The sequence below is a fragment of the Pectobacterium brasiliense genome (assembly GCF_016950255.1).
GTDB lineage: Bacteria > Pseudomonadota > Gammaproteobacteria > Enterobacterales > Enterobacteriaceae > Pectobacterium > Pectobacterium brasiliense.
Genome location: NZ_JACGFN010000001.1, coordinates 882,406 through 906,862, shown reverse-complemented (window position 1 = coordinate 906,862; position 24,457 = coordinate 882,406). Strand labels below are relative to the sequence as shown.

Annotated in this window: 18 protein-coding genes; 10 read left to right on the top strand and 8 right to left on the bottom strand. The window is 54.1% G+C overall.

Features of this window, described 5'->3' with window-relative positions; genetic code table 11:
* Window positions 1-101 precede the first annotated feature (101 nt).
* The 3 genes from parS to H4F65_RS04005 all read left to right on the top strand — a co-directional run bounded on the left by parS (window position 102) and on the right by H4F65_RS04005 (window position 2,927).
* Entirely contained in the window at window positions 102-542 is a 441-nt protein-coding gene (gene parS / locus H4F65_RS04015; protein ID WP_010276743.1) for a type II RES/Xre toxin-antitoxin system antitoxin, read from the top strand.
* The gene (locus H4F65_RS04010) at window positions 539-1,027 is read left to right on the top strand and encodes an RES family NAD+ phosphorylase (RefSeq protein ID WP_010276746.1); all 489 of its coding nucleotides are present in this window, start codon (window positions 539-541) and stop codon (window positions 1,025-1,027) included. Before parS ends, H4F65_RS04010 begins: the two co-directional genes overlap by 4 nt.
* A gap of 382 nt (window positions 1,028-1,409) precedes the next feature.
* Entirely contained in the window at window positions 1,410-2,927 is a 1,518-nt protein-coding gene (locus H4F65_RS04005) for a cellulase family glycosylhydrolase (RefSeq protein WP_039319821.1), read from the top strand.
* 71 nt (window positions 2,928-2,998) lie between these two features.
* Here the strand turns inward: H4F65_RS04005 and pspF are convergent, their stop codons facing one another.
* A complete protein-coding gene (gene pspF / locus H4F65_RS04000) occupies window positions 2,999-3,988 on the bottom strand; it encodes a phage shock protein operon transcriptional activator (RefSeq protein WP_010276752.1) in 990 nt (329 codons plus the stop codon).
* A 225-nt stretch (window positions 3,989-4,213) separates the two neighbouring features.
* On the opposite strand from pspF, the gene pspA reads away from it, so the two are divergent.
* The 3 genes from pspA (at window position 4,214) to pspC (ending at window position 5,549) form a co-directional block, all read left to right on the top strand.
* Window positions 4,214-4,879, top strand: coding sequence for a phage shock protein PspA (pspA, locus tag H4F65_RS03995; RefSeq protein WP_010276756.1), 666 nt, complete (start codon window positions 4,214-4,216; stop codon window positions 4,877-4,879).
* An 80-nt stretch (window positions 4,880-4,959) separates the two neighbouring features.
* On the top strand, window positions 4,960-5,184 hold the full coding sequence (gene pspB, locus H4F65_RS03990) for an envelope stress response membrane protein PspB (protein WP_010276759.1): 225 nt from the start codon (window positions 4,960-4,962) through the stop codon (window positions 5,182-5,184).
* Window positions 5,184-5,549 carry an envelope stress response membrane protein PspC gene (gene pspC, locus H4F65_RS03985; RefSeq protein ID WP_010276762.1) on the top strand — a complete coding sequence of 122 codons (366 nt, stop codon included), beginning with the start codon at window positions 5,184-5,186 and terminating at the stop codon, window positions 5,547-5,549. Before pspB ends, pspC begins: the two co-directional genes overlap by 1 nt.
* A 92-nt stretch (window positions 5,550-5,641) precedes the next feature.
* Here the strand turns inward: pspC and H4F65_RS03980 are convergent, their stop codons facing one another.
* The 5 genes from H4F65_RS03980 to H4F65_RS03960 all read right to left on the bottom strand — a co-directional run bounded on the left by H4F65_RS03980 (window position 5,642) and on the right by H4F65_RS03960 (window position 16,931).
* Window positions 5,642-6,196 (bottom strand): hypothetical protein, encoded by a 555-nt coding sequence (locus H4F65_RS03980; RefSeq protein ID WP_235436232.1) that lies wholly within the window; start codon window positions 6,194-6,196, stop codon window positions 5,642-5,644.
* Window positions 6,197-6,339: 143 nt separating this feature from the next.
* The gene (locus H4F65_RS03975; protein WP_010276770.1) at window positions 6,340-6,822 is read right to left on the bottom strand and encodes a hypothetical protein; all 483 of its coding nucleotides are present in this window, start codon (window positions 6,820-6,822) and stop codon (window positions 6,340-6,342) included.
* Window positions 6,823-6,834: 12 nt separating this feature from the next.
* Complete coding sequence (locus H4F65_RS03970) at window positions 6,835-14,634, bottom strand: hemagglutinin repeat-containing protein (RefSeq protein WP_010276773.1); 7,800 nt, start codon at window positions 14,632-14,634, stop codon at window positions 6,835-6,837.
* A gap of 27 nt (window positions 14,635-14,661) precedes the next feature.
* The gene (locus H4F65_RS03965) at window positions 14,662-15,177 is read right to left on the bottom strand and encodes a toxin-activating lysine-acyltransferase (RefSeq protein ID WP_010276778.1); all 516 of its coding nucleotides are present in this window, start codon (window positions 15,175-15,177) and stop codon (window positions 14,662-14,664) included.
* An 11-nt stretch (window positions 15,178-15,188) separates the two neighbouring features.
* Window positions 15,189-16,931, bottom strand: a complete 1,743-nt coding sequence (locus H4F65_RS03960) for a ShlB/FhaC/HecB family hemolysin secretion/activation protein (protein ID WP_010276782.1) — start codon at window positions 16,929-16,931, stop codon at window positions 15,189-15,191.
* A 288-nt stretch (window positions 16,932-17,219) separates the two neighbouring features.
* Between H4F65_RS03960 and H4F65_RS03955 the strand changes: the two genes are divergently transcribed.
* The 4 genes from H4F65_RS03955 to tyrR all read left to right on the top strand — a co-directional run bounded on the left by H4F65_RS03955 (window position 17,220) and on the right by tyrR (window position 23,066).
* Complete coding sequence (locus H4F65_RS03955; RefSeq protein WP_010276784.1) at window positions 17,220-18,617, top strand: YcjX family GTP-binding protein; 1,398 nt, start codon at window positions 17,220-17,222, stop codon at window positions 18,615-18,617.
* On the top strand, window positions 18,614-19,657 hold the full coding sequence (locus H4F65_RS03950) for a YcjF family protein (protein WP_010276789.1): 1,044 nt from the start codon (window positions 18,614-18,616) through the stop codon (window positions 19,655-19,657). The genes H4F65_RS03955 and H4F65_RS03950 overlap by 4 nt, the downstream gene beginning before the upstream one ends.
* A gap of 159 nt (window positions 19,658-19,816) precedes the next feature.
* Window positions 19,817-21,361, top strand: coding sequence for a M20/M25/M40 family metallo-hydrolase (locus H4F65_RS03945; RefSeq protein WP_010276792.1), 1,545 nt, complete (start codon window positions 19,817-19,819; stop codon window positions 21,359-21,361).
* A gap of 136 nt (window positions 21,362-21,497) precedes the next feature.
* Window positions 21,498-23,066 carry a transcriptional regulator TyrR gene (gene tyrR / locus H4F65_RS03940; protein WP_010276795.1) on the top strand — a complete coding sequence of 523 codons (1,569 nt, stop codon included), beginning with the start codon at window positions 21,498-21,500 and terminating at the stop codon, window positions 23,064-23,066.
* Window positions 23,067-23,115: 49 nt separating this feature from the next.
* Here tyrR and tpx read toward each other — a convergent pair whose 3' ends face one another.
* Both tpx and mpaA read right to left on the bottom strand, forming a co-directional pair.
* On the bottom strand, window positions 23,116-23,619 hold the full coding sequence (gene tpx, locus H4F65_RS03935; protein WP_010276796.1) for a thiol peroxidase: 504 nt from the start codon (window positions 23,617-23,619) through the stop codon (window positions 23,116-23,118).
* A 79-nt stretch (window positions 23,620-23,698) separates the two neighbouring features.
* Window positions 23,699-24,418: a murein tripeptide amidase MpaA gene (gene mpaA, locus H4F65_RS03930; RefSeq protein WP_010276800.1), complete on the bottom strand. Its 720-nt coding sequence runs from the start codon at window positions 24,416-24,418 to the stop codon at window positions 23,699-23,701.
* Window positions 24,419-24,457 lie beyond the last annotated feature (39 nt).

Below are 24,457 nucleotides of genomic sequence, written 5' to 3'. Positions count from 1 at the left end.
ATGCGCGTCTGGCGACTTTCCAACCGTTTGAGCCACCAGACGAATGATTGAAAACGTCATAATGAATGCTATAGTTAAGTCATAATGACGAGGGAATAACTATGAATGCAGAAATCAGTCTTAAAGTTGAAAACTTTGCTCGTGAAGCTGAGTTGCCTGATGGCGTTTTCCATGACCCGTTGATGTTCGTTAATGTCGTGCGCGGTGGGATCTCCGGCGCGATGCTGAAGCGCGGTGCGGATGCCAGCGGGCTAAGCCGTAAGCTGATCGGTTCGGCACTGTCCGTCGATCCGTCTAATATATCCCGCTTATTCCGCCGTAAGCATTTAACGCTGGAGCAGGGGGAGGCCGCGCTGGAGACGTTCCGTCTGTGGTTGAAAGCCATGACGACGTTTGAAGATGAAGCGAAGGCGCAACTGTGGATGGAGAGCGGCATTCCGGCCTTTGGCGGGAAAACGCCGGCGGAAATGCTGGATACGCACAAAGGGCGTCAGTTGGTTGATAACGCGCTGAATCGTATTGAATACGGCGAATTTATATGAGGCTTTACCGTATTACTAAAGCGGTCTGGCTGGAGGCGTTTTCAGGACAAACGGGGGTAAGTTTCCAGCACGGTGCGCGTTTCAATCAGCCCAACACGCCAGTGCTCTATTTCAGTGAAACGCCCGCTGTCGCAATGCTGGAAATGGGCAATTATCTTCCTTCGCCGCAGTTGCTGCCCGCCAGCTATCGTTTGGGCGTATATGAACTGCCAGATGACGTCCCACAAGAATCCATCACGTTGGACATGCTGCCTGAAGACTGGCATCGCTATCCATTTATGCCGGACGTGCAAGCGCTGGGATCGCGCCGCCTGAACGCAGGGCAATCGCTGGTGATCTGGGTTCCGACCAGCACGGTTAAGCCATTTGGCAGCATGCGTAATGCGCTGATTAATCCGCTACATCCCGCGTTAAGCCAGCTACGTCTGATTGAGGCGATCCCGGATTTCTACAGTCATAGGTTGTTTAACCCGGTAGGACATTAAGCCTGCTATTGACAGCAATGAAGCTGGCAGGAACCCTATAGTCAGTATGGTAATGAGAAAAATTCTCAACAAAGTGCTTTACAGATGATACTGATAACTATTATCATCACTTTCGCACTTCGACGGTGGCTTCTCGCAGGCACTGAAGGAGAGCACGACATTGCTCACATTGCTTCCAGTATTATTTTAGCCAGCCAACGTGCTGGCTTTTTTTTGCCTGAAAAATGACCTCGCCAGATACTTACCTTGCTTTCTATTTCTCTATAAATAATTAATAAAATCAATATGGTTAGGATGTTTCCTAAATTGTTGGCGGGAACAAAAATCTCCCTTATCATGCCTGTGCCCAAGATCATGGGTGTTCACAATGGAGATAAGGAATATGTGGATGAGAAGGAATCAAATCGTCAGGAAATTGACGTTAGGGGTGGTAACAACGGTGCTGGGGATGTCGCTCAGCTTTTCAGCATTATCGGCCACGCCGGTAGAAACGCATGGTCAGCTGTCCATCGAAAACGGACGACTGGTGGATGAAAAGGGGAAACGGGTGCAGCTGAGAGGGATCAGCTCGAATGGATTGCAGTGGGTTGGTGATTATGTCAACAAAGATTCGATGAAGTGGCTGCGTGACGATTGGGGTATTAACGTATTCCGCGTCGCCATGTACACGGCGGAAAATGGTTACATTTCTAATCCTTCCCTCGCCAATAAGGTAAAAGAGGCCGTTGCAGCAGCGCAAAGCCTTGGCGTTTATATCATCATCGACTGGCATATCCTGTCGGACAACGATCCTAATACTTATAAAACACAGGCAAAAACCTTCTTTGCCGAAATGGCTGCACTGTATGGCAGTTCGCCGAACGTGATTTATGAAATCGCCAATGAACCCAGCGGCGGCGTGACGTGGAACGGGCAAATCCGGCCTTATGCGCTGGAAGTGACTGACACCATCCGTAGTAAAGATCCCGATAACCTCATTATCGTCGGTACAGGTACTTGGAGTCAGGATATTCATGACGCAGCGGATAATCAGTTGCCCGATCCGAATACGATGTACGCGCTGCATTTCTATGCCGGGACGCACGGACAGTTCCTGCGCGACCGCATTGACTATGCACAAAGCCGTGGCGCGGCGATTTTCGTCAGCGAGTGGGGCACCAGCGATGCGTCCGGTAACGGCGGACCGTTCCTGCCAGAATCGCAGACATGGATCGATTTCCTGAATAACCGTGGAATAAGCTGGGTAAACTGGTCGCTTAGTGATAAGTCTGAGACGTCTGCCGCGCTGGTGTCCGGAGCGAGCAAATCTGGTGGTTGGACGGAGCAGAATTTGTCGGCGTCAGGAAAATTCGTCAGAGCACAGATTCGTGCGGCTGCGAATCTAAGCGGTGGCGATACGCCAACCACGCCAACGGAACCGACCAATCCAGGTAGCGGAACCACGGGAGACGTCGTGCTGCAATATCGTAATGTGGATAACAACCCGTCCGATGATGCCATTCGCATGGCCGTCAACATCAAAAATACCGGAAGTACGCCGATCAAACTGAGCGATCTGCAAGTGCGCTACTACTTCCATGATGATGGCAAACCGGGTGCGAACCTCTTTGTTGACTGGGCGAACGTTGGCCCTCACAACATCGTGACCAGCACAGGAACCCCAGCCGCCAGCACCGACAAAGCCAACCGCTACGTTCTGGTGACCTTCAGCAGCGGAGCCGGTTCCCTTCAGCCGGGCGCGGAAACCGGTGAAGTGCAGGTGCGTATCCACGCGGGTGACTGGAGCAACGTGAATGAGACGAATGACTATTCATATGGCGCTAACGTCACGAGCTATGCCAACTGGGATAAGATCACCGTGCACGATAAAGGTACGCTGGTATGGGGCGTGGAGCCGTAATAGCACGCCGCTGACCTATTAATTTACTAATCCTGCGGGCGTGAATTCGCCCGCTTTTTCTTTCCCGTTCCTCACTCATTTACCGCAATGTCGTGTTTCTTCAGCAATCCACGCAGTTGGTGATAGGTTAATCCCAGTAGCTCAGCGGCTTTGCGCTGGTTAAACTTGGCCTGATTCAATGCCCGATCGATTAAGCTTTTCTCCTGTTCCAATAGCCACAGTTTCATCTCCAGCGGTAAATTCGGCTGGCTGGTTGTCGCACGCGGCGACGTTTCCTGAACGGCGGGAGTTCGGCGGAAGGGATTCAGAATGATGGCATCAAGAGGCTGTTCGCTATCGCCGTGACGATACACCGAACGTTCAACCACGTTTTTCAGCTCACGAATATTGCCCGGCCAGTCGTAATTCAGCAGCGTTTCGCACGCGGCAGGCGTAAAACCGGGAAACAGCGGCAGATGCAATTCACGGCACATCTGAATCGCAAAATTATCCGCCAGTAGCATGATATCCTGCTGACGTTCACGCAGCGGTGGGAGCTGCACAACGTCAAAGGCCAGACGGTCGAGCAGGTCCGCACGGAATTTACCGCTGGCGGCAAGCGCAGGCAGATCGTCATTGGTCGCGCACACCAGACGTACGTCAACCTGTAGCTGATCTCTGCCGCCGACGCGCTCCAGCATGCCGTATTCGATCACCCGCAGTAATTTTTCCTGCACCAGCATCGGCGCGGTAGCCAGTTCATCCAAAAACAGCGTTCCGCCGTCGGCGCGCTCGAAGCGTCCCAGATGGCGCTTCTGCGCGCCGGTAAAAGCGCCGGCTTCATGACCAAATAGCTCGGAGTCGAGCAGATTCTCGTTGAGCGCCGCACAGTTGAGGGAAACGAACGGCCCTTGCCAACGCGGGGAAAGGTAATGCAGACGGCTGGCGATCAGCTCTTTACCGGTACCGCGTTCGCCAATCACCAGAACGGGTTTATTTAACTGTGCCAGCTGCGACACCTGTTCCAGAACCTCCAGAAAGCTGTTGGCTTCGCCCAGCAGGTTCTCTTTTTCCTGAAGCATGATGTTTCACCGTGTTATTTTTACTAACTATTAGTCTATTTGACTAATCTAGCGGAAAAGGGAAAATAGTCAAAATTATCTATTCTTTAATTTTCAGCTAGTTAAGCTGAATTAAAAGTTGGCATGCTTATTGATATACCTAGAGGGAGATCGCGACTGGCTCGGCTGGTCACGGTGATAAATCAGGCGTAATCAGACGCTGGAAATCATGAAGAGGATGTAATTATGGGTATTTTTTCTCGTTTTGCCGACATCGTGAACGCCAACATCAATTCATTGCTGGATAAAGCTGAAGATCCGCAGAAATTGGTGCGGCTGATGATTCAGGAAATGGAAGATACGCTGGTTGAAGTGCGTTCAACCTCGGCGCGGGCGTTGGCAGAAAAGAAACAGATTGCCCGTCGTATTGAACAAGCGCACGGTCAGCAAGATCAGTGGCAGGAAAAAGCCGAGCTGGCGCTGCGTAAAGATAAAGACGATCTGGCCCGTGCGGCGCTGATTGAAAAGCAGAAGCTGACCGACCTGATCGCGGTGTTGCAGCATGAAGCCGAAAGCGTGGATGAAACGCTGGAGCGCATGAAGCGTGAAATTGGTGAGCTGGAAAACAAATTGAGTGAAACCCGTGCTCGCCAGCAGGCGCTGACGCTGCGCCACCAGGCTGCGGCATCGTCGCGTGATGTGCGCCGCCAGTTGGACAGCGGTAAACTGGATGAAGCGATGGCGCGTTTCGATCAGTTCGAACGCCGTATCGATACGATGGAAGCCGAAGCTGAAAGCCACGGGCTGGGCAAACAAAAATCGCTGGATCAGCAGTTTGCCGAACTGAAAGCGGACGATGAAATCAGCGCGCAGTTGGCAGCACTTAAGGCTAAAGTTAAGCCAGCAGAGTAATAAGAGCGTAAACGCCATCGGATGGGCTGTCGTTAGAAAACGGCAGCCACCGGCGTGTGAATAATAACTAAGGAGACACAATGAGTGCGTTGTTTCTTGCCATTCCGCTGACCATTTTCATGTTGTTTGTGGCACCGATATGGCTTTGGCTACATTACAGTCAGCGTAAAAACAGTGCTCAACTGGGACAAAACGATATGCAACGTCTGACACGTTTAACGGAAGAGTCCAACCGTATGCGTGAGCGTATCAGGGCGCTGGAAGACATTCTGGATGCAGAACACCCGGACTGGAGAAAATCGTAATGAAAAATACGTGGTCAGGTAAAACGTTATATCGCATACCGGAAGAAGGCATGCTGAAAGGAGTTTGTGCTGGTTTAGCGCGTTATTTTGACGTGCCGGTGAAGCTCCTGCGGATAATCGTGGTGCTGTCGATGTTTTTCGGCCTGTTCTTTTTCACCATCGTGGCCTACATCATTCTGACCTTTATGCTCGATCCGGCTCCATCGGGAATGGGATTTGAGGATGAAAAGACGGCTCGCACACCCAGCCAACTGCTGAATGAGGCGGATGCGACCTTGCAGGCCAGCGAACAGCGCCTGCGTAGCATTGAACGCTATGTCACCTCGGATACGTTTGGCGTTCAGAACCGCTTTCGTCACCTGTAATGTGTCATCGGTTATACTCTTTCGCTGACATTATCCACCGTACGACTTGAGTCGAGAGTGGATAATGTCGCGCTGCTTTTTCGCTGCAATCTCTATGATCCGATCCCACTGTGCATCGGATGCCAGCCATTTCCTTCTTTCGCGCTGTAGCGAACATTTTGTAGAGGGACAAGTTTCCACTGACCATCACTGTCCTTCACCATCTCGCTGGCCTTTACGCGGCACTGGTAGTGCAATGTATCAGCTTCCAACTGGAACTGATATTTTTTGCCTTTTTCCGGAACAAAGCGAGTGGTAATAAGGCATGAATATTTGCTTTCAACATAAACGTTGACTATCGCTGTTTCAACATCAGGCACTAATGGTGTTTCGTAGTAGTCGATATCGTATTTTTCTCCAGATACTTTTGGCATTCCGCGATCCTGGGTATTCTGTAAAACCCATTCACTGGAACGAATAAGACCGCCAGTGCGTTTGCCGTTTAGCGTTTGGTAAATACTCGTCTGTTCGGTGTTATCTACAATACGTACCCACGGGGAGTCATTGGTTTCATGGGGCGGAATGAAAAAAGAGTTGTTTGGCATAATAGAACAGCCTGAAGAGAGGAGTGCTATCATTGCCAGATTATTTCGCAGTAACTTTTTCACTTGTTTCATTCCTAATGGGTTTGAAAAGTAATGGGTATTTTACAGTAACGCTGCGCTCAGATTTTAAGACTAAAAGCTCCCCACCAGAGGTGGGGAGTGCAATATTATAAAGGCGTCATTATTTTAATTAGCGTATTTCGTTATCATTTAATTGGTTGTAAAGAAATCGCTATTTCCAACACGATATCAGAATAGCATTTATCGCCATTGGCTGATGTTCTCTTCAGTTCATCAAGTGCATAAACGATATCCACCCTGGCTCCTGGGCGGAACAGCTTTTTATCTTCATCATCGATATGGCTATAAATGCTTTCTTCAATGACAGAGCCATCATCCAGCAGCAAACTGAAACAGTTATCTACCGGAGAGGGATCTTGTCCCGCCACATAGGTTCTTGTGATCGTGCCAGATCTGTGCAGTAAACGCATTTTTCCCTGTTCAATGCTACTCCACCACTCGGATGAGCCAAAAAGACCATTGGCTCCCTTCAAGCCCATGGCTGGCCTTGATGGATCGAGAGTCAGAGCCTGCGTTAAAGCCACTTGCTCCGGGTCCCCTTTGAGTTCTTCTGAAAGAAGATAGACAATTTTCATAGGGTATTTCGAGTTTTCAAGATTTAACAGCATAATGCTTTCCTGTTATTTAACCTGTTCAAAATGGACGATGTTTTTATTAAAAATCTCCATTCCTTTGCCTTGTCCAAGTTGTGTCGTCATCTGTCCTCCTTCAACCTTGAAGCGAGTATTTGTTTCCATCCATTTACCCGTTTGGGTGGACATGTTGGGCAATTCTTTAGCAGCAGCACTGTTTGCGGCAATACCAATTTTTTCCAGTTCGGAGAAGGTACCTGGTTTAACAGTGATTTTCACTGTTATGCCATCGTACTTAGAAGAGTATGATAGCACTGGAGAAACTGATGTTTCAGTGGTCGCTGGCATCACCCCTGTTCTTTCAAACTGCCTGAATTGCTCAGGTGACATCGTTCGATAAACAATTTCATTGCCATGAACATCACGTTGCTGAACGGGACTTAGCGGATTTTTAGCTGTCGTCGCAGGAGTACCAAGGGTACCCGACGTACCCTTGTTGCCTGACTGTGTTCTTTGTACGACTTTGTTGAACGCCATGCCAGCAGCAAACTTTACAACTTCCTGCGCCGATGCACCATTATCGTACAAGCTGAGGATCCCATTGACATCAACAGGCGTCATCGCTGAGGTAATGATATCGTTTTTCAGTGCCAGCTCACGGATTTTCTCATCGCTCAGCCCCTGAGCTTTCCATTCGGCAAGTTGTTCACTGCCCTTAATGGCGGCGACATACGGATTGCCAGCGATGCCCATTGGTGTCCAGTCAATGCCTGTCTGCGTATAGATGTCACCGATGAATCCAGAGTAATCAGAATCTAGCTGGCCGTCTCGCGCACCATACATCATCGTTCTGGCATAATCTGTTACGAGATAGCCGAACTCATCAGCCGTTATTGCCCCAGATTTATACATCGCGACCAGTTTTTCGCCCGCTTCTTTTTCTAATTTACGGTACTCATTGCGGATATCAGTCTGGCATTTACCATTAGAGCCACAGGCAGTAAAGCGTTCCTGCAGTTCATCCATACCACCGATACCCGCGGCTTTTAGTTTTTCATACAGCGCACGGCCTTCTTTACTCAGTTTCTCAACACCGTACTTATTGGACAGCAGGTTATAATCAACGGCATTTTTACCTGCATCATGTCCCGCCACAGCGCCTGCGGATGAATCAGTTGCCAGTCCTGCTGCCATGGTCGCCGCCAGAGAAGCCAGATTGCTGACTTTCGCTCGCTCAGCGTCACTCAGCGACTCCACTGTTTTACCCGGATAGAGATAGTCGACGATAGCGCGTGCCGCCAGTTCACCCCCCGCCGCACCGACTGCACCCGCAGTGGCGTTTGAACCAGAAAGCTCGGCCACCACGCCGCCAACGATGGCGTGACCAATGGCATTTGCCGCGATCTGCCCGGCGGTTGGATTGTCACTATTTTGCAGCGTTAAATCGCGCACCGTGCTTGATAGATAAGGCGCAGCGCCCTGAGCCAGCGCTTTCAGTGGGTCACCCCCCGCCAGCGCAGTGATGGCGGCCGCTGCGGCACGAATACCTTTATTCAGCTCGCCACCCGCTTTGTATTGATCGTTGATGTCCTTATACGCGGCGGTATTTTGTACACGGTCCCAATATTCCTGACGTGTCTCCTTGGTCTCATCCCACTCACCAGCCGCTTTAATTCCCGCGTTATTCGCCATAATCTGGCCCTGGCTCAGGGTGATATCCACGCCCTGATTCACCACGTCACTAATCAACCGCAACTGGCTCAGACGCTGCTGTTCCTTCGCCTTATCAAAGATTGGGCTGATGCTTTGATTCGCATGCTCAACATCGCGGCTCAGTTCACTGACATCCTGCTGCTGGTTCGCCTGGTCACGGATAATCAGCGATCCCGGCGAAACGGCGGCATAGGTGGTGCCGGAGGCATTCCCATCGCTGCCACCCGCTCCGAGACCATTCGGCGCCAGATTCTGTACGGCATTTTTCAGCAGATCCTGCGCGCCCAGCCCGCCAGTGCTGATACCGACGCTGCTGTGCGATACTTCAAATTCTGCACTATTGTCGATATTGCTGAAGCCCAGCGTGCCGGTATTGAGACGGTTTTTATCTTCGCTGGCGGTGCTGCCAATCACTGCGCCATCCAGTTGCGTGTGGTTGCCTACGGTGATATCGAAACCGCCGTCACCGGCGAAGATACCGGTCTGCTCCTGCACGCTGTTATAGGTGCTATGGATTTTATCTTTGGCGACGCTGGCACTGACGCTGCCGGTCATACTACCAAAGGTAAAGCTGGCACCTGCTGAGCTGTTCTTCTGCTTCGAGTCATAGTTATTGACGTCCTGTTCACTCTGTAGCGTCAGGTCACGTCCGACATTCGCCACCACCTGATCGGCACTCAGCTGTGCGCCGCGCAGGGTGGTGTCGCGTCCGCTGTTAACCGTCAGCTTATTCCCGGCATCGACAGTGGTTTCGGTGTGGGTCAGGCCATCGCCATTTTCGTTGCCGGAACCTTTACTGGCGTTAGCAAATACGCTGATTCCCGCACCGCCTTGTCCAGCGCCGATGCTGACGCCCACGCCGCCGCCGCTGCTGCTGTTTTTGCCGGTCTGCAACTGGGTATTCTGCGCCGACAGCAGGTTGATATCGCGGTTTGCCGACAGCAGCACATCGTTGCCCGCTTTCAGCTGGCTGCCGCCGATGGTCAGATCGCCATCTGCGCCATTTTCTGAACCGGTCGCCACCAGATTGATATTGTTGCCCGCCTGTACGGTACTGCCGGAAGCGTTAACCGCTTCGCTGTGGCTCTCGCTCTTCGACTTCGAGGTGCTCAGCGACAGGCTGACGCCAATGGCATTCTGATCCGCGGTATTCTGCGAAGCCAGTACCGCGGCCTGAGCGGCCTGTACGCCTGCCAGACCGGATTTCAGCTTTTGCAGTGACGCCATACGGCTATCCTGCTGCTCATCGGCGGCTTTCGCGCTGGTGTAAGCGGCATTAATCGCGCTGCCGATCGCGCCGGACAGCGCCAGCGTCAGACCCGTCTGTTTACGTTCATAGGTGGTGTCGGTGGTGCTCTGATTATTCGCGGCATCAATGGTGATATTGTTCGCCACCATATTGATGTCGTTACCGGCGATCACATCGGAGCCCTGCACGGCGATATTATTGCCCGCCACCAGACTGGTATCGCCATTGACGCTGCCTAACGTACTGTTGTTGTGAGTCAGTGCGTCAGTATCAGAGGTCGAACTCTCTTTGATTGAACCGACAAAGAAGCCAATGCCGCCGCTGCTCATCAGGCCCGATTTGGTGGTTTTCTTCATCGACCAGCTGTCGCGGCTCTCTTCCGCCGCCGTGACGTTAAGGTCATTACCAGCACGCAGTGCCAGAGCCTGATCCGCCGCCACATCGCTACCGGTGATATTCAGGTTGTTACCCGCCGTGACGGAGATATTTTCCCCGCCCAGGCTGCTGCCGTTCGCCAGCGTGGCATCGTAGCCGGCGCGGGTGGTCGTGGTGCGTTTCGACAGGAAGCCGGAACCTTTCACCTTCGAATTCATATCCAGATATTCCTGGCTGCTGGCGCTGCCGAGGTTGATATCATTGGTGGCGGTCAGCGCAAGCTGCCGATCGGCATTCAGCTTCGCCGCCTGGGCGTTAATATTATTGCCGGCATTCAGCGAGATATTGCCGTCGCTGGTGACGTCACTGCCCTGCACCTGAGTCAGCGTCTGCGTGACGTGGTTATCTTTATCCCACACGACTTTGTCGCGGCTGCCGGTGGTGACGGTGGTCATATTGATATCGCGGTTAGCCGCGATCTGCGTCTGGCTGTTTTCACCGGAGCTGACCACCTGTGCGGCCTGCAGATTGACATCACGGCCTGCCTGCAGCAGCAGTTTGCCATCGTCACCCTGCACATACATGCCTGCCACACGGTCGATATTGTCGCGGCTGAAGTTGTTACTGCCGTTCTGACTTTCTGCGTGGTTGGTCTCGCTGGCAACGGTGATATCGCGTCCGGCTTGCGCCAGCAGGGTATCGGTGGCACGCACCGTGCCGCCAGTGTTAGTGATATCGTTGGTCGCCTGCAGCGACACGGATTTACCGGCGATGATGCCGCCGACGTTAACGATATCGTCGCCAGAAACGCTGACCAGCTGTGTGGCGCTGATACGTCCGCTGTTCAGCATGCCGCCGCTGACGCCAATGCTGATGTTCTTACCGGCCAGCAGCGCGCCGCTGCCATCCATATCGCCTTGCTGCACCTGCGCATACACCTGCGGTACCAACACGTTCTGGGTGGTGCCATCCGGCATCTTCACATCCTGCGCCACCAGCCACACCATGTCCTGAGTGATCTGTTTCATCTGTTCGGCGGTGAGCGCTACGCCTGGCACCAGATTGAATTGCTTCGCGAAGCTGACGCCCGCTTCCATCAGGCCCTTATACTGTTCTTCATCGCTGGTATAGTCGGCGAGATAGCGCTGGCCGACCAGCTCAACAATCTGCTCGCGCACCAGACGTTGCTCATAGAAACCATCGCCGAGGCGTTTTTGCGCGATCGACGGGTCGGTCTGCAACTGGCGCAGCATATAGTCGGAGCTCAGCCAGGTTCTCTGATTGGTGAAGCGCGGATCGGTTTCGATCAGATAGCTGCTGGTGGCATCTGGCAGGGTAGTGAACAGGCTGCCGGTTGGCAGGGAAGCATCCGGCGTCATCGAACGAATCACATCGGTGTTCTGTCCGGCCACGTCCACGCGCTGTGCGGCATACTCAACCAGCGTCGGCGCGCTGCTGGTTGCCTGGGTATTCTCCTTCATCACGCTCGGGCTGAGGCTGATGGACTGAATTTCCGTTGGCGGTGTATAGGCCGAAGCGCGTGCTTTCTGGCTGTCTTTGCCTTTTTTATGGATACGATCCCATTCGATGACCTGACCGACTTTTTCCGTCAGTTTCTGGCCAGTGACTTCGGTATTCACCAGTTCCTTCACCGCCGTCAGCAGGGTGCCACCGGCAATAATCTGGCTCTTGTCGTTCAGCAGCTTATCGCCGGAGAGCGAAATCTGACCACCCGCGATGATTTTCGCCGGGTCGCTCTGGGTGATTTGCTCTTCGCTGATGGTCTCGGTATAGCTGTACTGATAGTAATGGTCGCGACCACACACCACACCTTCGATACAGATATGGCGCACTTCATCTTTGTAGAAGCTGATGTTGTAGTCGTCAGGGCTGTAGTGGACGCCATTATTCAGGTCCACCACCATGTACTCATCTTTCTGCTTCTGGGATAACTGCACCATACTGGTGGCGAAGTTGTCATTGATATTGTTCAGCGCGGTGAAGCTCAGCGCCATATTGCCCACAGATTCGATAGTCGAGCTGTGGTTGTTAATTTCGCCTGCCTTGCCGGTCGCCAGCGCGTCCGCATCCAGCGCGCCGCCGATGGCCATATCACCATTGCTGTAGATCAGGGAGTGGTCGCGGTTATTCAGCGTACCGATGCCCAGATCCAGGCGCTGACGCGCCGCGATGGTGGCGCTGCTGTTATTTTCCGCCAGGTTATTCAGCGTCGCTGCGCCGATCGCCAGACCGTCGCCATAAATACGGCCGGTGCCGATATTATTCACGGTGCTGGCGTTGATGCGGGTCAGGACGCCGTCGATCAGGCCACGGTTGCTCAAGGTATCGCTGGCGTTCAGCGTGGTTTGCTGGGAACTCAGTTCGCCTGTGGTCTGGTTGTTGATGTTGCTGGCCTGCACATTCAGCTTACCGCCTGCGCCAAGCAGCGCCGTGTTGATCAGGCTGTTATTGACGTTCAGCGTTAGATCGCCATTTGCCAGCGTTTTATTGTTGTTACTGAAGCCGTCGGAGAAGCTGAGATCCATATCGCCAAGCGACAGAATTTCACCGCTGCCATTAATCTCGCGACCGCGGAAGGTCAGTTGCTGACCCGCCACCAGACGACCACCTTCATTGCTGATACGCAGATCGCTGCTGGTGGCTGCGGTGCGGGCGAGGGCGCTGCTGTTTTGCTGATCGAGCGTCAACTGCTTATTGGCGGAGATCTGTCCTTGGTTGTTATTGAGCACCGGCGTGGCGATCGCCAGATCGCTGGCGGCGGCCAGCGTACCGTTCTGGTTATTCAGTTCACTGCTGGCCGCAACATCCAGCGCGCCGGAACCGGCCGCCATAATGGTGCCGCCCTGGTTATTCAGGCTGGCGCTCTGTACGCTGAATTTTTTGGCATTGGCGGCGATGCGGCCATTCTGGTTATCAATGCTGTTAGTGCTGAGTTGCAGATCGCTGTCACCGCTCTGCAGTAACTGGCCACCGCGGTTACTGATAACCGGCGTGTTGACCTGCAGTGCATTGGCGTTAATCACGCCGCGATCGTTGCTGAGTTTACCGGCGGCGGAGAGTTTCAGATCGCCGCTCGCCAGCAGCTGTGCGTCGTCGGTGATGATATCGCTGCTGCTGGTCAGAGTGGCGTGATGTGCGGCGGTATCGCTGCCGCTGAGATCAATCTGGCTGGCGCTGGCGTTCAGATTGCCACCGGCCAGCGCCTGACCCCGGCTGGTCAGTTTACCGTCGCTGGCGAGTGTCAGATTGCCGCTGTCGGCTAGGGTGCCATCGGTTTTCATCCCGGCGGCAATCGCTGCGCCTTTGCTGTTGCGGATGCTAGCACCGCGCACACTGGTGTTGCTTTTGGCGGCGATAAGGCCGGTATTCGTCACTTCGTCGCTGGCGGTAGTGCTCTGATCGCGCTGGGCAAACAGGGTGCCGCTATTATCAACTTTTTTACCGCCCAGCAGCAGATCCTGACCGGCATTGACCGTACCGCTGTTGACGATATCGCCATTGGCGTTAATGGTGATGTCACCCGCCTGACTGCCAAGCGTCCCTTTGTTGCTGACGCCGACCCCTTGCTCGGTCGCCACCAGGCGGATTTTACCGGCATACATGCCGCCCAACTGGGCGACGTCGATCGCCAGCGTCGGCTTGACGTCGCTGCTGTCGCTGCCCGTCGTGCTGCTGGCTGTGGCCGTGTTGTTATCGGCGGCCACCTCGTTTTTACCGGTGGTGACGGCCACATCTTTCGCCCAAATACCGGCATTGACCTTCACGGTGCGGGCAATCAGGTCGGTGTAATCCTGACGGCTGCTGTCCATGCCAGCCCCTTCCACCACGATTTCACCATTGCCCACGCGGTAACCGCGCAGTTCACCATTGGCCATCTGCGGCGTGCCGGTGGTCAGGGTGGCGCGGTTGGCGTTAATAAAGCCACAGCCGTCGCAGCTGATGCCCGCCGGGTTGGCGATGACCACCTGCGCCTTACGGCCTGCCACTTCGACATAGCCGTTCAGCTTGCTCGGGTCGCGCGAGTTGACCTCGTTAAGAATGATTTTGGCTTCGCCTTTCGCCAGCCATGGGTTACCCGCCACCCAGCCGCCCATCTGAGTCTGCACCTGTTTGTGCGAGTTATTAAGAATCGCACCTTTGTTATCGACGTCAAACTGGGTGTATTTGTTATGCGAAACACCACCGGCGCTCGGCGTCTGGATGTTGACCTGCGGCGTGCCGTTGGCGCTCTGCATCACATTCGGCTGCTGGCCGCCTGGTGCGCTCTTGTCGGCGACAATTCCGGCCGCCAGCGTCTGTGGCGCGAGCGTGACGAGACCGAGTGCGGTCATGGTCAGGAAGGCGGTGGGCTTCATGCGGCCAATCAGCTGGCTCAGCGTATGGCCGACGCCGTTGGCACCGCTTTTACCCTGACCGCGGTTGATTTCGGAAACCACCATTAACAGGCCGCGAGCCTTGTTGAAAATGATGCGATAGAGGTTCTTATTCACGAAAAGTTATCCCTGCTAAAAGTGATGTTAAGCAACCAGCGGCGTGTTCTGCTGCCAGAGTCTGAATTGTTGCTGGGTGACGTCATCGCCACGGAATTGCAGTACCCGTTGTCCGCGTTCCGCACCTTTGTGGTACAGCGCACGGCCACATAAGTGGGGAAACAGCGTGCCGCCGACGATGCGACGAAATGCCTGCTGATCGCCGAAGGGCGCGACCCAGTCGCGGAACCACAGGCGGTTGCCGCTGGTCCAGTCCTGTGGCTGCACCAGAATGCCGGGGCCGGTGAGGTAGCGCTGTTCCGCCTCTTCATCCATCCACGCCCAACTGAGGAAAAACAGGGGCTTGTCATCGCGGCTGGCAATAACAAACTGCTGATGTTTGATCGCGGGCAGCAGCAGCGTCGGCAGCACACTGAGCGGAATATCGCGGTGCTGTTCTGAATGCATCCACAGCCAGACCGCTGCGCCAAGCGCTTCCGCTTCGCTGAACTGACCGCCTAGCAGCGGGGCGGTTAACTGATAGCCATTAACAGGAATCTTCATCACGCGCTTCCTTAGTACTGCCAGCTGAGGTTGAAACCGAGGGTGACCGGGCTGGTGTGGAAACCTTCCGGTTTGGAGAACGGCACACCAACAAACAGGTCGTAGCCGGTGTTAAAGGCGTTACCGCGTAGACCAAGCACGCCACCCGCCAGATGTTTTCCGGCGAGGTAATCACGTGTGCCGTCCACTTCGCCGTAGTCAGCGCCGAGATACAGTTCCTGGTTAGGCAGCGGAGTGCGCCAGGCCAGATCGTTGCGCACGAACCAGCCGTTGTCGGCCGTCAGGGTGCGTTCACCATCAAAGCCGCGCACGGTCCAGCGGTTACCAATCGACAGCTGATCCTGTGGCGTCAGTTTGGTATGGTTGATCTGGCGCAGATACTGCACGTTGTAGCGGAAGGTCTGGTTTCCTATTGTAAACGGCATATCCAATTGGGCATTGAGTTGGATAATTTTCGCCAGTGCGGTGCCTTCATCGAAATACTCTTCCTGCGCCGGAATAGCGCCGAACCAGCGGGTGCCGCGCTGATAGCTCACTGCGGCATCAAGGGTGGTGGCACCGAAGTAGTGGCGATGCTGCAGACCCAGACGCCAGGCGCTGGTTTTCCGCCGCTGCACATCCACTTCGGTGTCGTTGACGAAGTTCTGCGATTCGCGCGTCAGAATTTCATAGCTCATTGAGGTTTTCTGACTGCCGCTGCGGTACAGCACCCGGCTCAGTTGGAAGTTAAGGTTTTTGCTGTTGCCGCTGTAGTTGTAGTCTTCATACGCGCCCGCTACATTCTGGTTGTAGTCGTAGCCGCTGGCGGTGACGCCCGCCATCCAGTAACCGAACGGCACGGAGTAGTGCAGCATGTAGTTCTTGCTGCCTTTTTCGCTGCCGGATTCAAGGTCATGGTTGCCGGAAATGTAGAACAGGTCGCTGAGTGAGAAGGGATTATCGATATACAGCGTCAGGCCGCCCTGATAACGACCGGTGGTTTCGGTGCCTGAATCATCGAGCGTCGCGCCGAGACGCCACATTTTTTCCTGTTTCCAGGTGACGTCAATGTCGCTTTCACCGGGCTGTTCGCCCGGGACAATCGCCATTTCTGCCTGTACGGTGGGCACGCGTTGTAGGTTTTCCAGTCCCTGCTCAATATCACGCAAATCCAGCAGTTCGCCTTCACGCGCAGGCAGGGCGCTCCAGAGGCTCACGTAGCGATCGCTCTCTTTGGTCAGTTTGATCTGGCGTGTTTTGCCCGGAATCAGGGTGATATGCAGGGTGCCGGTTTTCAGGTTTTGCGGCGGCGCCATTACGCGCGCGGTGACGTAGCCATGGTCGATCAGACGGTTTTGCAGTGCGCTCATTAGCAGGTTGACACCCTGAGCGCCCAGGCACTGACCTTTACCCTGATCGGCCAGCTGTTGCAGCGGGATACGCAGCCAGGAGGGGAAATCTTCTTTGCCGGTCAGTATGATGTGATACAAAGTAAAGCACTGTTGCTCCTGCGGAAATTGCAGCTTAGTAAAGAATGAAGAGGGAGGCTGCAAACGCACATCGGGCGTTTGTGGTGTTAATTGCTGCTGCATCGCACGCTGGCGATCCTGCTGGTTGATATTTAGCTGTTCATCCACCCGGTCCGGTGCGGCAAGAGGCGTCAGATTATTATCTGCCGCCCAACTGTTTGCTGAGGTGGTCAATAAAATAAATAGCGTAAGCTGGCTAAGACGCGCAGGTTGATACCCGTCAGTGAATGACGCATTCCGTAGCATAATTAATTAACCTGAATTATTGATTGTTATTGGGACACTATTCGTTTCAAGAAACAATTGGTTACTTGGTACAATTTCAGGTTATATATGTTAACAATTTGTTTGCTAAGAGTTGTCTTATTGCTTGCTAGGAGTTGTCTTAAAATTATCGTTTCTTTACATTTTGGCGATAAAAATACGGTATGAGATAGGCGATCGTGGTTGAACTTATGTCGGCGTGATGTGTTTGTCTGATTTTATTATATTGATACGATATATCTCTCAACCAAAGGAGTGATGGTTCATTCTATGAGTCGACTACAGAACGAAATTAACTCACTGGTCAATCGCGGCGTAGATCGCCACCTGCGGATTGCCGTCACCGGGTTGAGCCGCAGTGGCAAAACCGCGTTTATCACCGCGTTCGTCAATCAATTATTGAATACCCACAGCGGTGCACACTTGCCGATGTTTTCCCCCGTGCGCGAAGAGCGATTGCTGGGAGTAAAGCGTGTGCCGCAGCGCGATCTGGGCGTGCCGCGTTTTGCTTATGATGAAGGTATGGCCGCGCTGTATGGTTCGCCGCCGGCTTGGCCAACGCCGACGCGCGGTGTGAGTGAGATTCGTCTGGCGCTGCGCTATCGCTCTAAGGATTCGTTGCTGCGTCATTTCAAAGATACCTCGACGCTCTACCTGGAAATTGTCGATTACCCCGGCGAATGGCTGCTGGATTTGCCGCTGCTGGAGCAAACCTATTTGAGCTGGTCACAGCAGATGAGTGGTTTGCTGCAAGGGGGACGCACCGAGTGGGCCAAACCCTGGCTGGCGCTGTGTGAGAAAATTGATCCGCTGGCTCCGGTGGATGAAAACCAGCTTGCTGAGGTGGCGCAGGCTTACACCGACTATCTGCATCGCTGCAAACAGGAAGGGCTGCACTTTATTCAACCGGGTCGGTTTGTGCTGCCGGGCGATCTGGCGGGCGCGCCGGTGCTGCAATTCTTCCCCTGGCCGCAGGTGAATCAGATCGGTGAAGCTAAGCTGGCGCAGGCGGATGAGAAAACCAACATCGGCATGCTGCGCAAGCGTTTTGATTATTACTGTCAGTCGGTCGTCAAAGGATTTTATAAGGATCACTTTGTGCGCTTCGACCGGCAGATTGTTCTGGTCGATTGCCTACAACCACTCAATAGCGGCATTCATGCGTTTAACGATATGCGGCTGGCGCTCACCCAACTGATGCAAAGTTTTCATTACGGGAAGCGCACGTTGTTCCGGCGCTTGTTCTCGCCCTGCATCGACAAACTGATGTTTGCGGCGAGTAAAGCGGATCACATTACCGCCGACCAGCACGCCAATCTGGTGTCGTTGCTTCAGCAACTGGTGCAGGAAGCGTGGCAGAACGCCGCGTTTGAAGGCATCGATATGCGCTGTGAAGGCATTGCGTCGATCCAGTCAACGCAGAGCGGGGTGGTCGATCATCAGGGCCAGAAAATTCCGGCGCTGAAAGGGCATCGGCTCAGCGACGGTCAGCCGTTGACGGTCTACCCCGGTGAAGTGCCAGCACGCTTGCCGGGCGCGGCATTCTGGCAAACGCAGGGCTTCCATTTCGATCAATTTCGTCCGCGCGAGATGACGGTAGACACACCGTTGCCGCATATCCGGTTGGATACGGTCATGGACTTTCTGTTAAAGGATAAATTGCGATGAACGAACCACTGAAACCCCGCGTCACGTTCGATGACGTTTCACCGCAAGAGCCACAGCCGCAACTGCGTGCCGGGTTAGCATTTGACGAGCAGAGCGGCACGCCATTTTCCCCGATCAGCCGCGAAGAAGAGGTACCGGAAGAAGGTGCGGCGGAAGAAGCGATCAGCGCGGCGCTGCGACCAAAGCGCAGCCTGTGGCGGCGTATGGTGATGGCGGGAATCGGGCTGTTTGGTGTTAGCGCGCTGGCACAGGGCGTGCAGTCACTGCATAACGCCTGGGTACAACAAGATTGGATCGCGCTGGGCGGCATTACCGCAGGCAGCCTGATTGTCGCGGCGGGCGTCGGTTCGCTGGCTGTCGAGTGGCGACGCCTCTACCGCTTGCGGGAACGGGCGGAAGAGCGCGACGTGGCTCGCGATCTGTTACATAGCCACGGCGTGGGGCGCGGGCGCGAATTCTGTGAAAAGCTGGCACGTCAGGCAGGGCTGGATAGCGGCCATCCAGCCATACAGCGCTGGCAGGCTTCTCTCCATGAAACTCACAACGACCGTGAAGTGCTGGAGCTTTATGCACGTCTGGTTCAGCCCGTACTGGATACGCAGGCGCGGCGTGAAATCAGCCGCTCGGCGGCGGAATCCACCTTGATGATCGCCGTCAGCCCGCTGGCGCTGGTGGATATGGCATTTATCGCCTGGCGCAATCTGCGCCTGATTAACCGTATTGCCGCGCTGTACGGCATCGAACTTGGCTATTTCAGCCGCATTCGCCTGTTCCGGCTGGTGCTGGTCAATATCGCGTTTGCTGGTGCCTCGGAGCTGGTGCGGGAAATTGGCATGGACTGGATGTCGCAGGATCTTGCCGCGCGGCTATCAACTCGTGCTGCACAGGGCATTGGTGCAGGGCTGCTGACCGCGCGCTTGGGTATCAAAGCAATGGAACTGTGCCGCCCGTTACCGTGGCTGGATGACAAACCGCGCCTCGGCGATTTCCGCCGCGAACTGATTGGTCAGGTGAAAGAAACGCTGCAAAAAGGGCGTTAGAGCTGAAAACGATGGTACAGGCAGTGTGCCATCGTCGTTTTATCGTGGCTTAACAATGAAATGCAGTACAAGCCGCGTGCGATTTTGGCAGACAGTACCTTTGTTACAAAATCGTGTGTAGGATAAAAACTCCTCATTTCTGTATAACAGGACGTTTTTATGATTCCCGGTAAAAAATTGACGCTGGCAGCACTGTCGCTGTCGGCAGCCATGCTCTGCTTACCTGCCAGCGCACAGCTGGTACTGGCACCCGCCGATGCGGAACGTTACGCGCAACACAGCTTCCCTGAATATCTCGAACTACTCACATTGCCAAATGATGCTGCCGTGCCTGCGGATATCCAGCGTAATGCCGATTGGCTGGAAAAGGCTTTTCAGAGGCGTGGCTTCACCACGCAACAGCTGGCAAATGGTGATAAGCCGCTGGTCTATGCTGAGCTGGGCACGCCAAAAGCCGATCGTAAAACCATCTTGTTCTACATGCATTTTGACGGACAGCCTGTGAATCCGTCCGAGTGGCAAACGCCACCGTGGCAGCCCGTGCTGAAAGAAAAAGACGCTGCGGGTAAATGGCAGACGCTGCCTGAGTCACGCCTTCTGAAAGGGGATATCAATCCAGAATGGCGCCTCTTCGCCCGGGCATCGGCCGATGATAAAGGGCCGATCGTGATGTTTCTTGCCGCCATGGACGCAATGAAAGATAAAGGCGTTGAGCCTGCGGTCAACATCAAAGTGCTGCTGGATTCTGAAGAGGAAAAAGGTTCGCCCGGCCTGACAAAGGTCATGGCCGACAATCTGACGTTGCTGAAAAGTGATGGTATGGTGATTTATGACGGTGCAATGCCGTCCAGCAATCGCCCTGGCATCAACTTTGGCAATCGTGGGTCAATCCAGATCGATATGACGGTTTTCGGTGCGAACGCGGCGGCGCACAGCGGTGGTTATGGCAATGTCATTCCCAATCCGGTGCAAAATTTGGCCACGCTGTTGGCTAGCATGAAAGATGCGGACGGTAAGGTCACGATTCCCGGTTACTATGACCGCGTCACGCTTAGCGAGAGCGATAAAAAACAAGTCGCAGAGACCGCACCGCCCGCGGGTTCGCTGGAGAAACGCTTTGGTGTTGCTCAGTTAGAGAAGGTCGCGAGCAATGCGGCAGAGGCGGTGCAATATCCTTCGCTGGATATTCTCGGCATTAAAGCGGGCGACACGGGCAAAAAGGCTTCGAACGCCATTCCGTCAACTGCGACGGCCAGCGTGAATATTCGCACCGTGCCGGAGACGCCGCCGGATGATATGTATGCGCTGTTACGCCAGTATATCGCCAGCAAAGGCTTTCATATCATTGCCGGTGAAGCGCCTACGCAGGCCGAACGCGAGCAGTATCCGCATCTGATTTCCCTTAGCCTGACGGCCTATCCGAGCAGCGCCTATGCGGCCAGAACCGAGATCGATTCCCCGCTGGGTCACTGGGCGGTTGCGACTACAACCGCACCGCGCGGCATCGCACCGGAGAAGAATCGTATGATGGGTGGGACGCTGCCGATGAGCGGCGCGGTCAGCGTATTGAAAGTGCCTTACGTCATCGTTCCCCTGGTGAACGCCGATAATAATCAGCATAGTTTTGATGAGAATTTACGCCTCGGTAACTATCTGGAAGGCATTCGAACCATTGTGGCGATGGCGACGACGCCACTGTCTTAACCCCGTTTCGTCATTGACGTGGAAAAAACGTACAGATGTGTCAACTTTTGCTGCCACCTTACTTCATCCGGTGCAAACGAAAGGGTATTATCAGTAGCAATAGCCATATCGTGTCTCTTGAAGAAGGTAGCCGTTGATGCATCTGGAAGTGATTTGTGAAGACCGCATTGGTATGGTCCGTGAACTGTTGGATCTACTTGCGTCACGCAATATTGATTTACGCGGCATTGAAATTGCGTCTATTGGTCGTATCTACCTCAATTTTGCCACTCTCGATTTTGATGATTTCCGTCTGCTGATGACGGAAATCCGCCGTATTGACAGCGTCAGCGATGTGCGTACCGTGGCGTTCATGCCGTCTGAGCGCGAGCATCGGGCGTTGAATGCGCTGCTGGAATCGATGCCTGAACCCGTATTCTCGCTGGATATGAAAGGAAAACTGGAGCTGTTTAACCCCGCGGCGCTGGCGCTGTTTGAACAATCGGCAGAGACCATCAGCGACTTGACGATTGGCAGCATGATCCCCGGTTTCAATTTCGCCAGTTGGCTGGAGAAGAGCAGCGCCGTCGTGGCGGAGCGTGTAGTGATTCGCGGTCAGGATTTCTTGCTGGAAATGACGCCCGTCCGTCTGGAAGATGATGCCGGTAAAGTGGCAACGGCGGGCGCGCTGGTGATGCTGAAATCGACTGCTCGCATGGGCCGCCAGTTGCAGAACCTCGCCGTGAATGATGAACATGAGTTCGATCATATCGTGGCTGTTAGCCCGAAAATGCGTCAGGTGATTGAGCAGGCGCGCAAATTAGCGATGCTGGACGCGCCGCTGCTGATTGTGGGCGATACGGGGACGGGGAAGGATATGCTGGCGCGAGCCTGCCACCTGCGCGGGCCGCGTGGCAAAAATCCTTTCCTGGCGCTGAACTGCGCGGCGTTACCCGATGACGTGATGGAGAGCGAGCTGTTCGGCCATGCGCCCGGCGCGTATCTCAACGCGCAGGAAGGCAAAAAAGGCTTCTTCGAACAAGCTAACGGCGGTTCGGTTCTGCTGGATGAAGTCGGTGAAATGTCGGCACAGATGCAGACTAAATTGCTGCGTTTCCTGAATGACGGGACATTCCGCCGCGTCGGTGAAGATCATGAAGTCCATGTCGACGTGCGGGTGATTTGCGCGACCAAGAAAAACCTGTTGGAGCTGGTGCAGCGCGGTGAGTTCCGGGAAGATCTTTATTATCGCCTCAATGTACTCTCGCTGACGTTACCGCCGCTGCGCGAGCGTCCGGCGGATATTATGCCGCTGGCCGAGCTGTTCGTGGCGCGCTTTGCCGACGAACAGGGGATTCCTCGCCCCAAACTGGCCGCAGATGTGGAGCATTTCCTGCCGCAGTACGGCTGGCCGGGTAACGTTAGGCAGCTACGAAATACCATTTATCGCGCACTGACGCGGTTGGAAGGTAACGAACTGCATATGCAGGACATCGATCTCCCGGCGTTTTCGATTGATGCCCCGCAAGATGAAACCCTGCTTGATGGCTCGCTGGACGACATCAACAAACGCTTCGAGCGTTCTGTGCTGACCCGCCTTTATCAATCTTATCCAAGCACACGTAAACTGGCGAAACGGTTAGGCGTATCGCACACGGCGATAGCCAACAAACTGCGGGAATATGGACTCAGCCAACGCAAATCGGCAGGGGATGACGAAGAGTAAATAACAAAACGGCTGCTTGCGCAGCCGTTTTTCATGTAAGGTCAGTAGCTTATTTCAGTACAGCCAGTGCTGCGTCGTAGTCTGGTTCAGTGGTGATTTCGTTCACCAGTTCACTATGCAGAACGTTGTCGTTTTCATCCAGTACAACAACCGCACGAGCAGTCAGACCTTTTAGTGCGCCATCGGCAATCGCCACACCGTAGCTTTCTTTGAACTCACCGCCACGCAGGGTAGACAGCACAACGACGTTGTTCAGGCCTTCCGCACCGCAAAAACGGGACTGCGCGAACGGCAGATCGGAAGAGATACACAGAACAACGGTGTTATCCAGTTCAGAACCCAGTTGGTTGAATTTGCGCACGGACGCGGCACAAACACCGGTATCGATGCTTGGGAAAATGTTCAGGATTTTGCGCTTGCCAGCATAGTTGCTCAGCGGGGTATCGGACAGATCTTTAGCCACCAGAGTAAATGCTGGGGCTTTGCTTCCTTTGGCTGGGAATGACCCTGCTACTGGCACAGGATTGCCTTGAAAATGTACGTTCTGTGACATGTTTGCGTCCTTAATTACAGGTGATTAACACGCTGCTCAGTTTAGGGCAACATTAGCAACATTGGTATAAAAATTACGATTAAAATTGCTGGCTTAGCAACGCCACCATCGCTTTCAGGTAGCATTCGCTGGCGGCATCTGCCGAGATTGGTGGAAGCTCAGCGGTAATGCAATGAAGCGAACGATCGGCGCACCAACTTCCGAAAGAGCCAGGCGTGTCATAACCGATACTCGATACTAACGGCAGTTCGCACTGCTGCGCCAACCAGCGACCGAGTTCGGAATGATGTGGATCTTCAATACACGCGAGTGGCTCATGAAAAGAGACAACCCAGTGAGGATTAAGTTTCTCAATCAGCGTGCAAAGGGCTTTTGTTTCTGGCTCCGAACCTGCGGTTTCGCCCGTGGATAGCTCGACATCGCGTTCATCTGCGGTGCTATTCCAGCGGTAGACCGTCTTCCCCGGTTGCCAGTTACTGGCCGGGAAATTGCGATTGAGATCGACACCGTTAGCGTTGGCACGCAGGCCCAACTGACAGCCATCCGGGTTCACCGCAAGAATCACGTGATGGCGGCGCTGGCCTGAAAAAAGGGTACGCAGCGCGCAGGAAAGCGCCACGACTGCTGCGGTTTCATCGCCGTGTGTTCCGGCAATAATCAGCCCGCTCTCTGAGGGAGCTAATTCGGCTGGGAAATACAGCAGCGGTGCGCCCAGCAGCGATTTCCCATACGGTTCGCCCAGCGAAGGTAAATTGCCTCGTTGCTGGCGCGCCTGAAGAGGAATGATCGGGTTTTCCATGTTGTCGCCTTGTGGTTACCTATGCATTTCATCATAAAA

What these genes read in the sequence shown, in the direction of transcription:
- pspC (WP_010276762.1), top strand. Translation starts at nt 5,184, where the DNA reads ATGAAAAATACGTGGTCAGGTAAAACGTTATATCGCATACCGGAAGAA.
- pspA (WP_010276756.1), top strand. Translation starts at nt 4,214, where the DNA reads ATGGGTATTTTTTCTCGTTTTGCCGACATCGTGAACGCCAACATCAAT.
- H4F65_RS03965 (WP_010276778.1), bottom strand. Translation starts at nt 15,177, where the DNA reads ATGAAGATTCCTGTTAATGGCTATCAGTTAACCGCCCCGCTGCTAGGC.
- H4F65_RS04010 (WP_010276746.1), top strand. Translation starts at nt 539, where the DNA reads ATGAGGCTTTACCGTATTACTAAAGCGGTCTGGCTGGAGGCGTTTTCA.
- pspF (WP_010276752.1), bottom strand. Translation starts at nt 3,988, where the DNA reads ATGCTTCAGGAAAAAGAGAACCTGCTGGGCGAAGCCAACAGCTTTCTG.
- parS (WP_010276743.1), top strand. Translation starts at nt 102, where the DNA reads ATGAATGCAGAAATCAGTCTTAAAGTTGAAAACTTTGCTCGTGAAGCT.
- mpaA (WP_010276800.1), bottom strand. Translation starts at nt 24,418, where the DNA reads ATGGAAAACCCGATCATTCCTCTTCAGGCGCGCCAGCAACGAGGCAAT.
- pspB (WP_010276759.1), top strand. Translation starts at nt 4,960, where the DNA reads ATGAGTGCGTTGTTTCTTGCCATTCCGCTGACCATTTTCATGTTGTTT.
- H4F65_RS03960 (WP_010276782.1), bottom strand. Translation starts at nt 16,931, where the DNA reads ATGCTACGGAATGCGTCATTCACTGACGGGTATCAACCTGCGCGTCTT.
- H4F65_RS03945 (WP_010276792.1), top strand. Translation starts at nt 19,817, where the DNA reads ATGATTCCCGGTAAAAAATTGACGCTGGCAGCACTGTCGCTGTCGGCA.
- H4F65_RS03975 (WP_010276770.1), bottom strand. Translation starts at nt 6,822, where the DNA reads ATGCTGTTAAATCTTGAAAACTCGAAATACCCTATGAAAATTGTCTAT.
- tpx (WP_010276796.1), bottom strand. Translation starts at nt 23,619, where the DNA reads ATGTCACAGAACGTACATTTTCAAGGCAATCCTGTGCCAGTAGCAGGG.
- H4F65_RS04005 (WP_039319821.1), top strand. Translation starts at nt 1,410, where the DNA reads ATGTGGATGAGAAGGAATCAAATCGTCAGGAAATTGACGTTAGGGGTG.
- tyrR (WP_010276795.1), top strand. Translation starts at nt 21,498, where the DNA reads ATGCATCTGGAAGTGATTTGTGAAGACCGCATTGGTATGGTCCGTGAA.
- H4F65_RS03950 (WP_010276789.1), top strand. Translation starts at nt 18,614, where the DNA reads ATGAACGAACCACTGAAACCCCGCGTCACGTTCGATGACGTTTCACCG.
- H4F65_RS03955 (WP_010276784.1), top strand. Translation starts at nt 17,220, where the DNA reads ATGAGTCGACTACAGAACGAAATTAACTCACTGGTCAATCGCGGCGTA.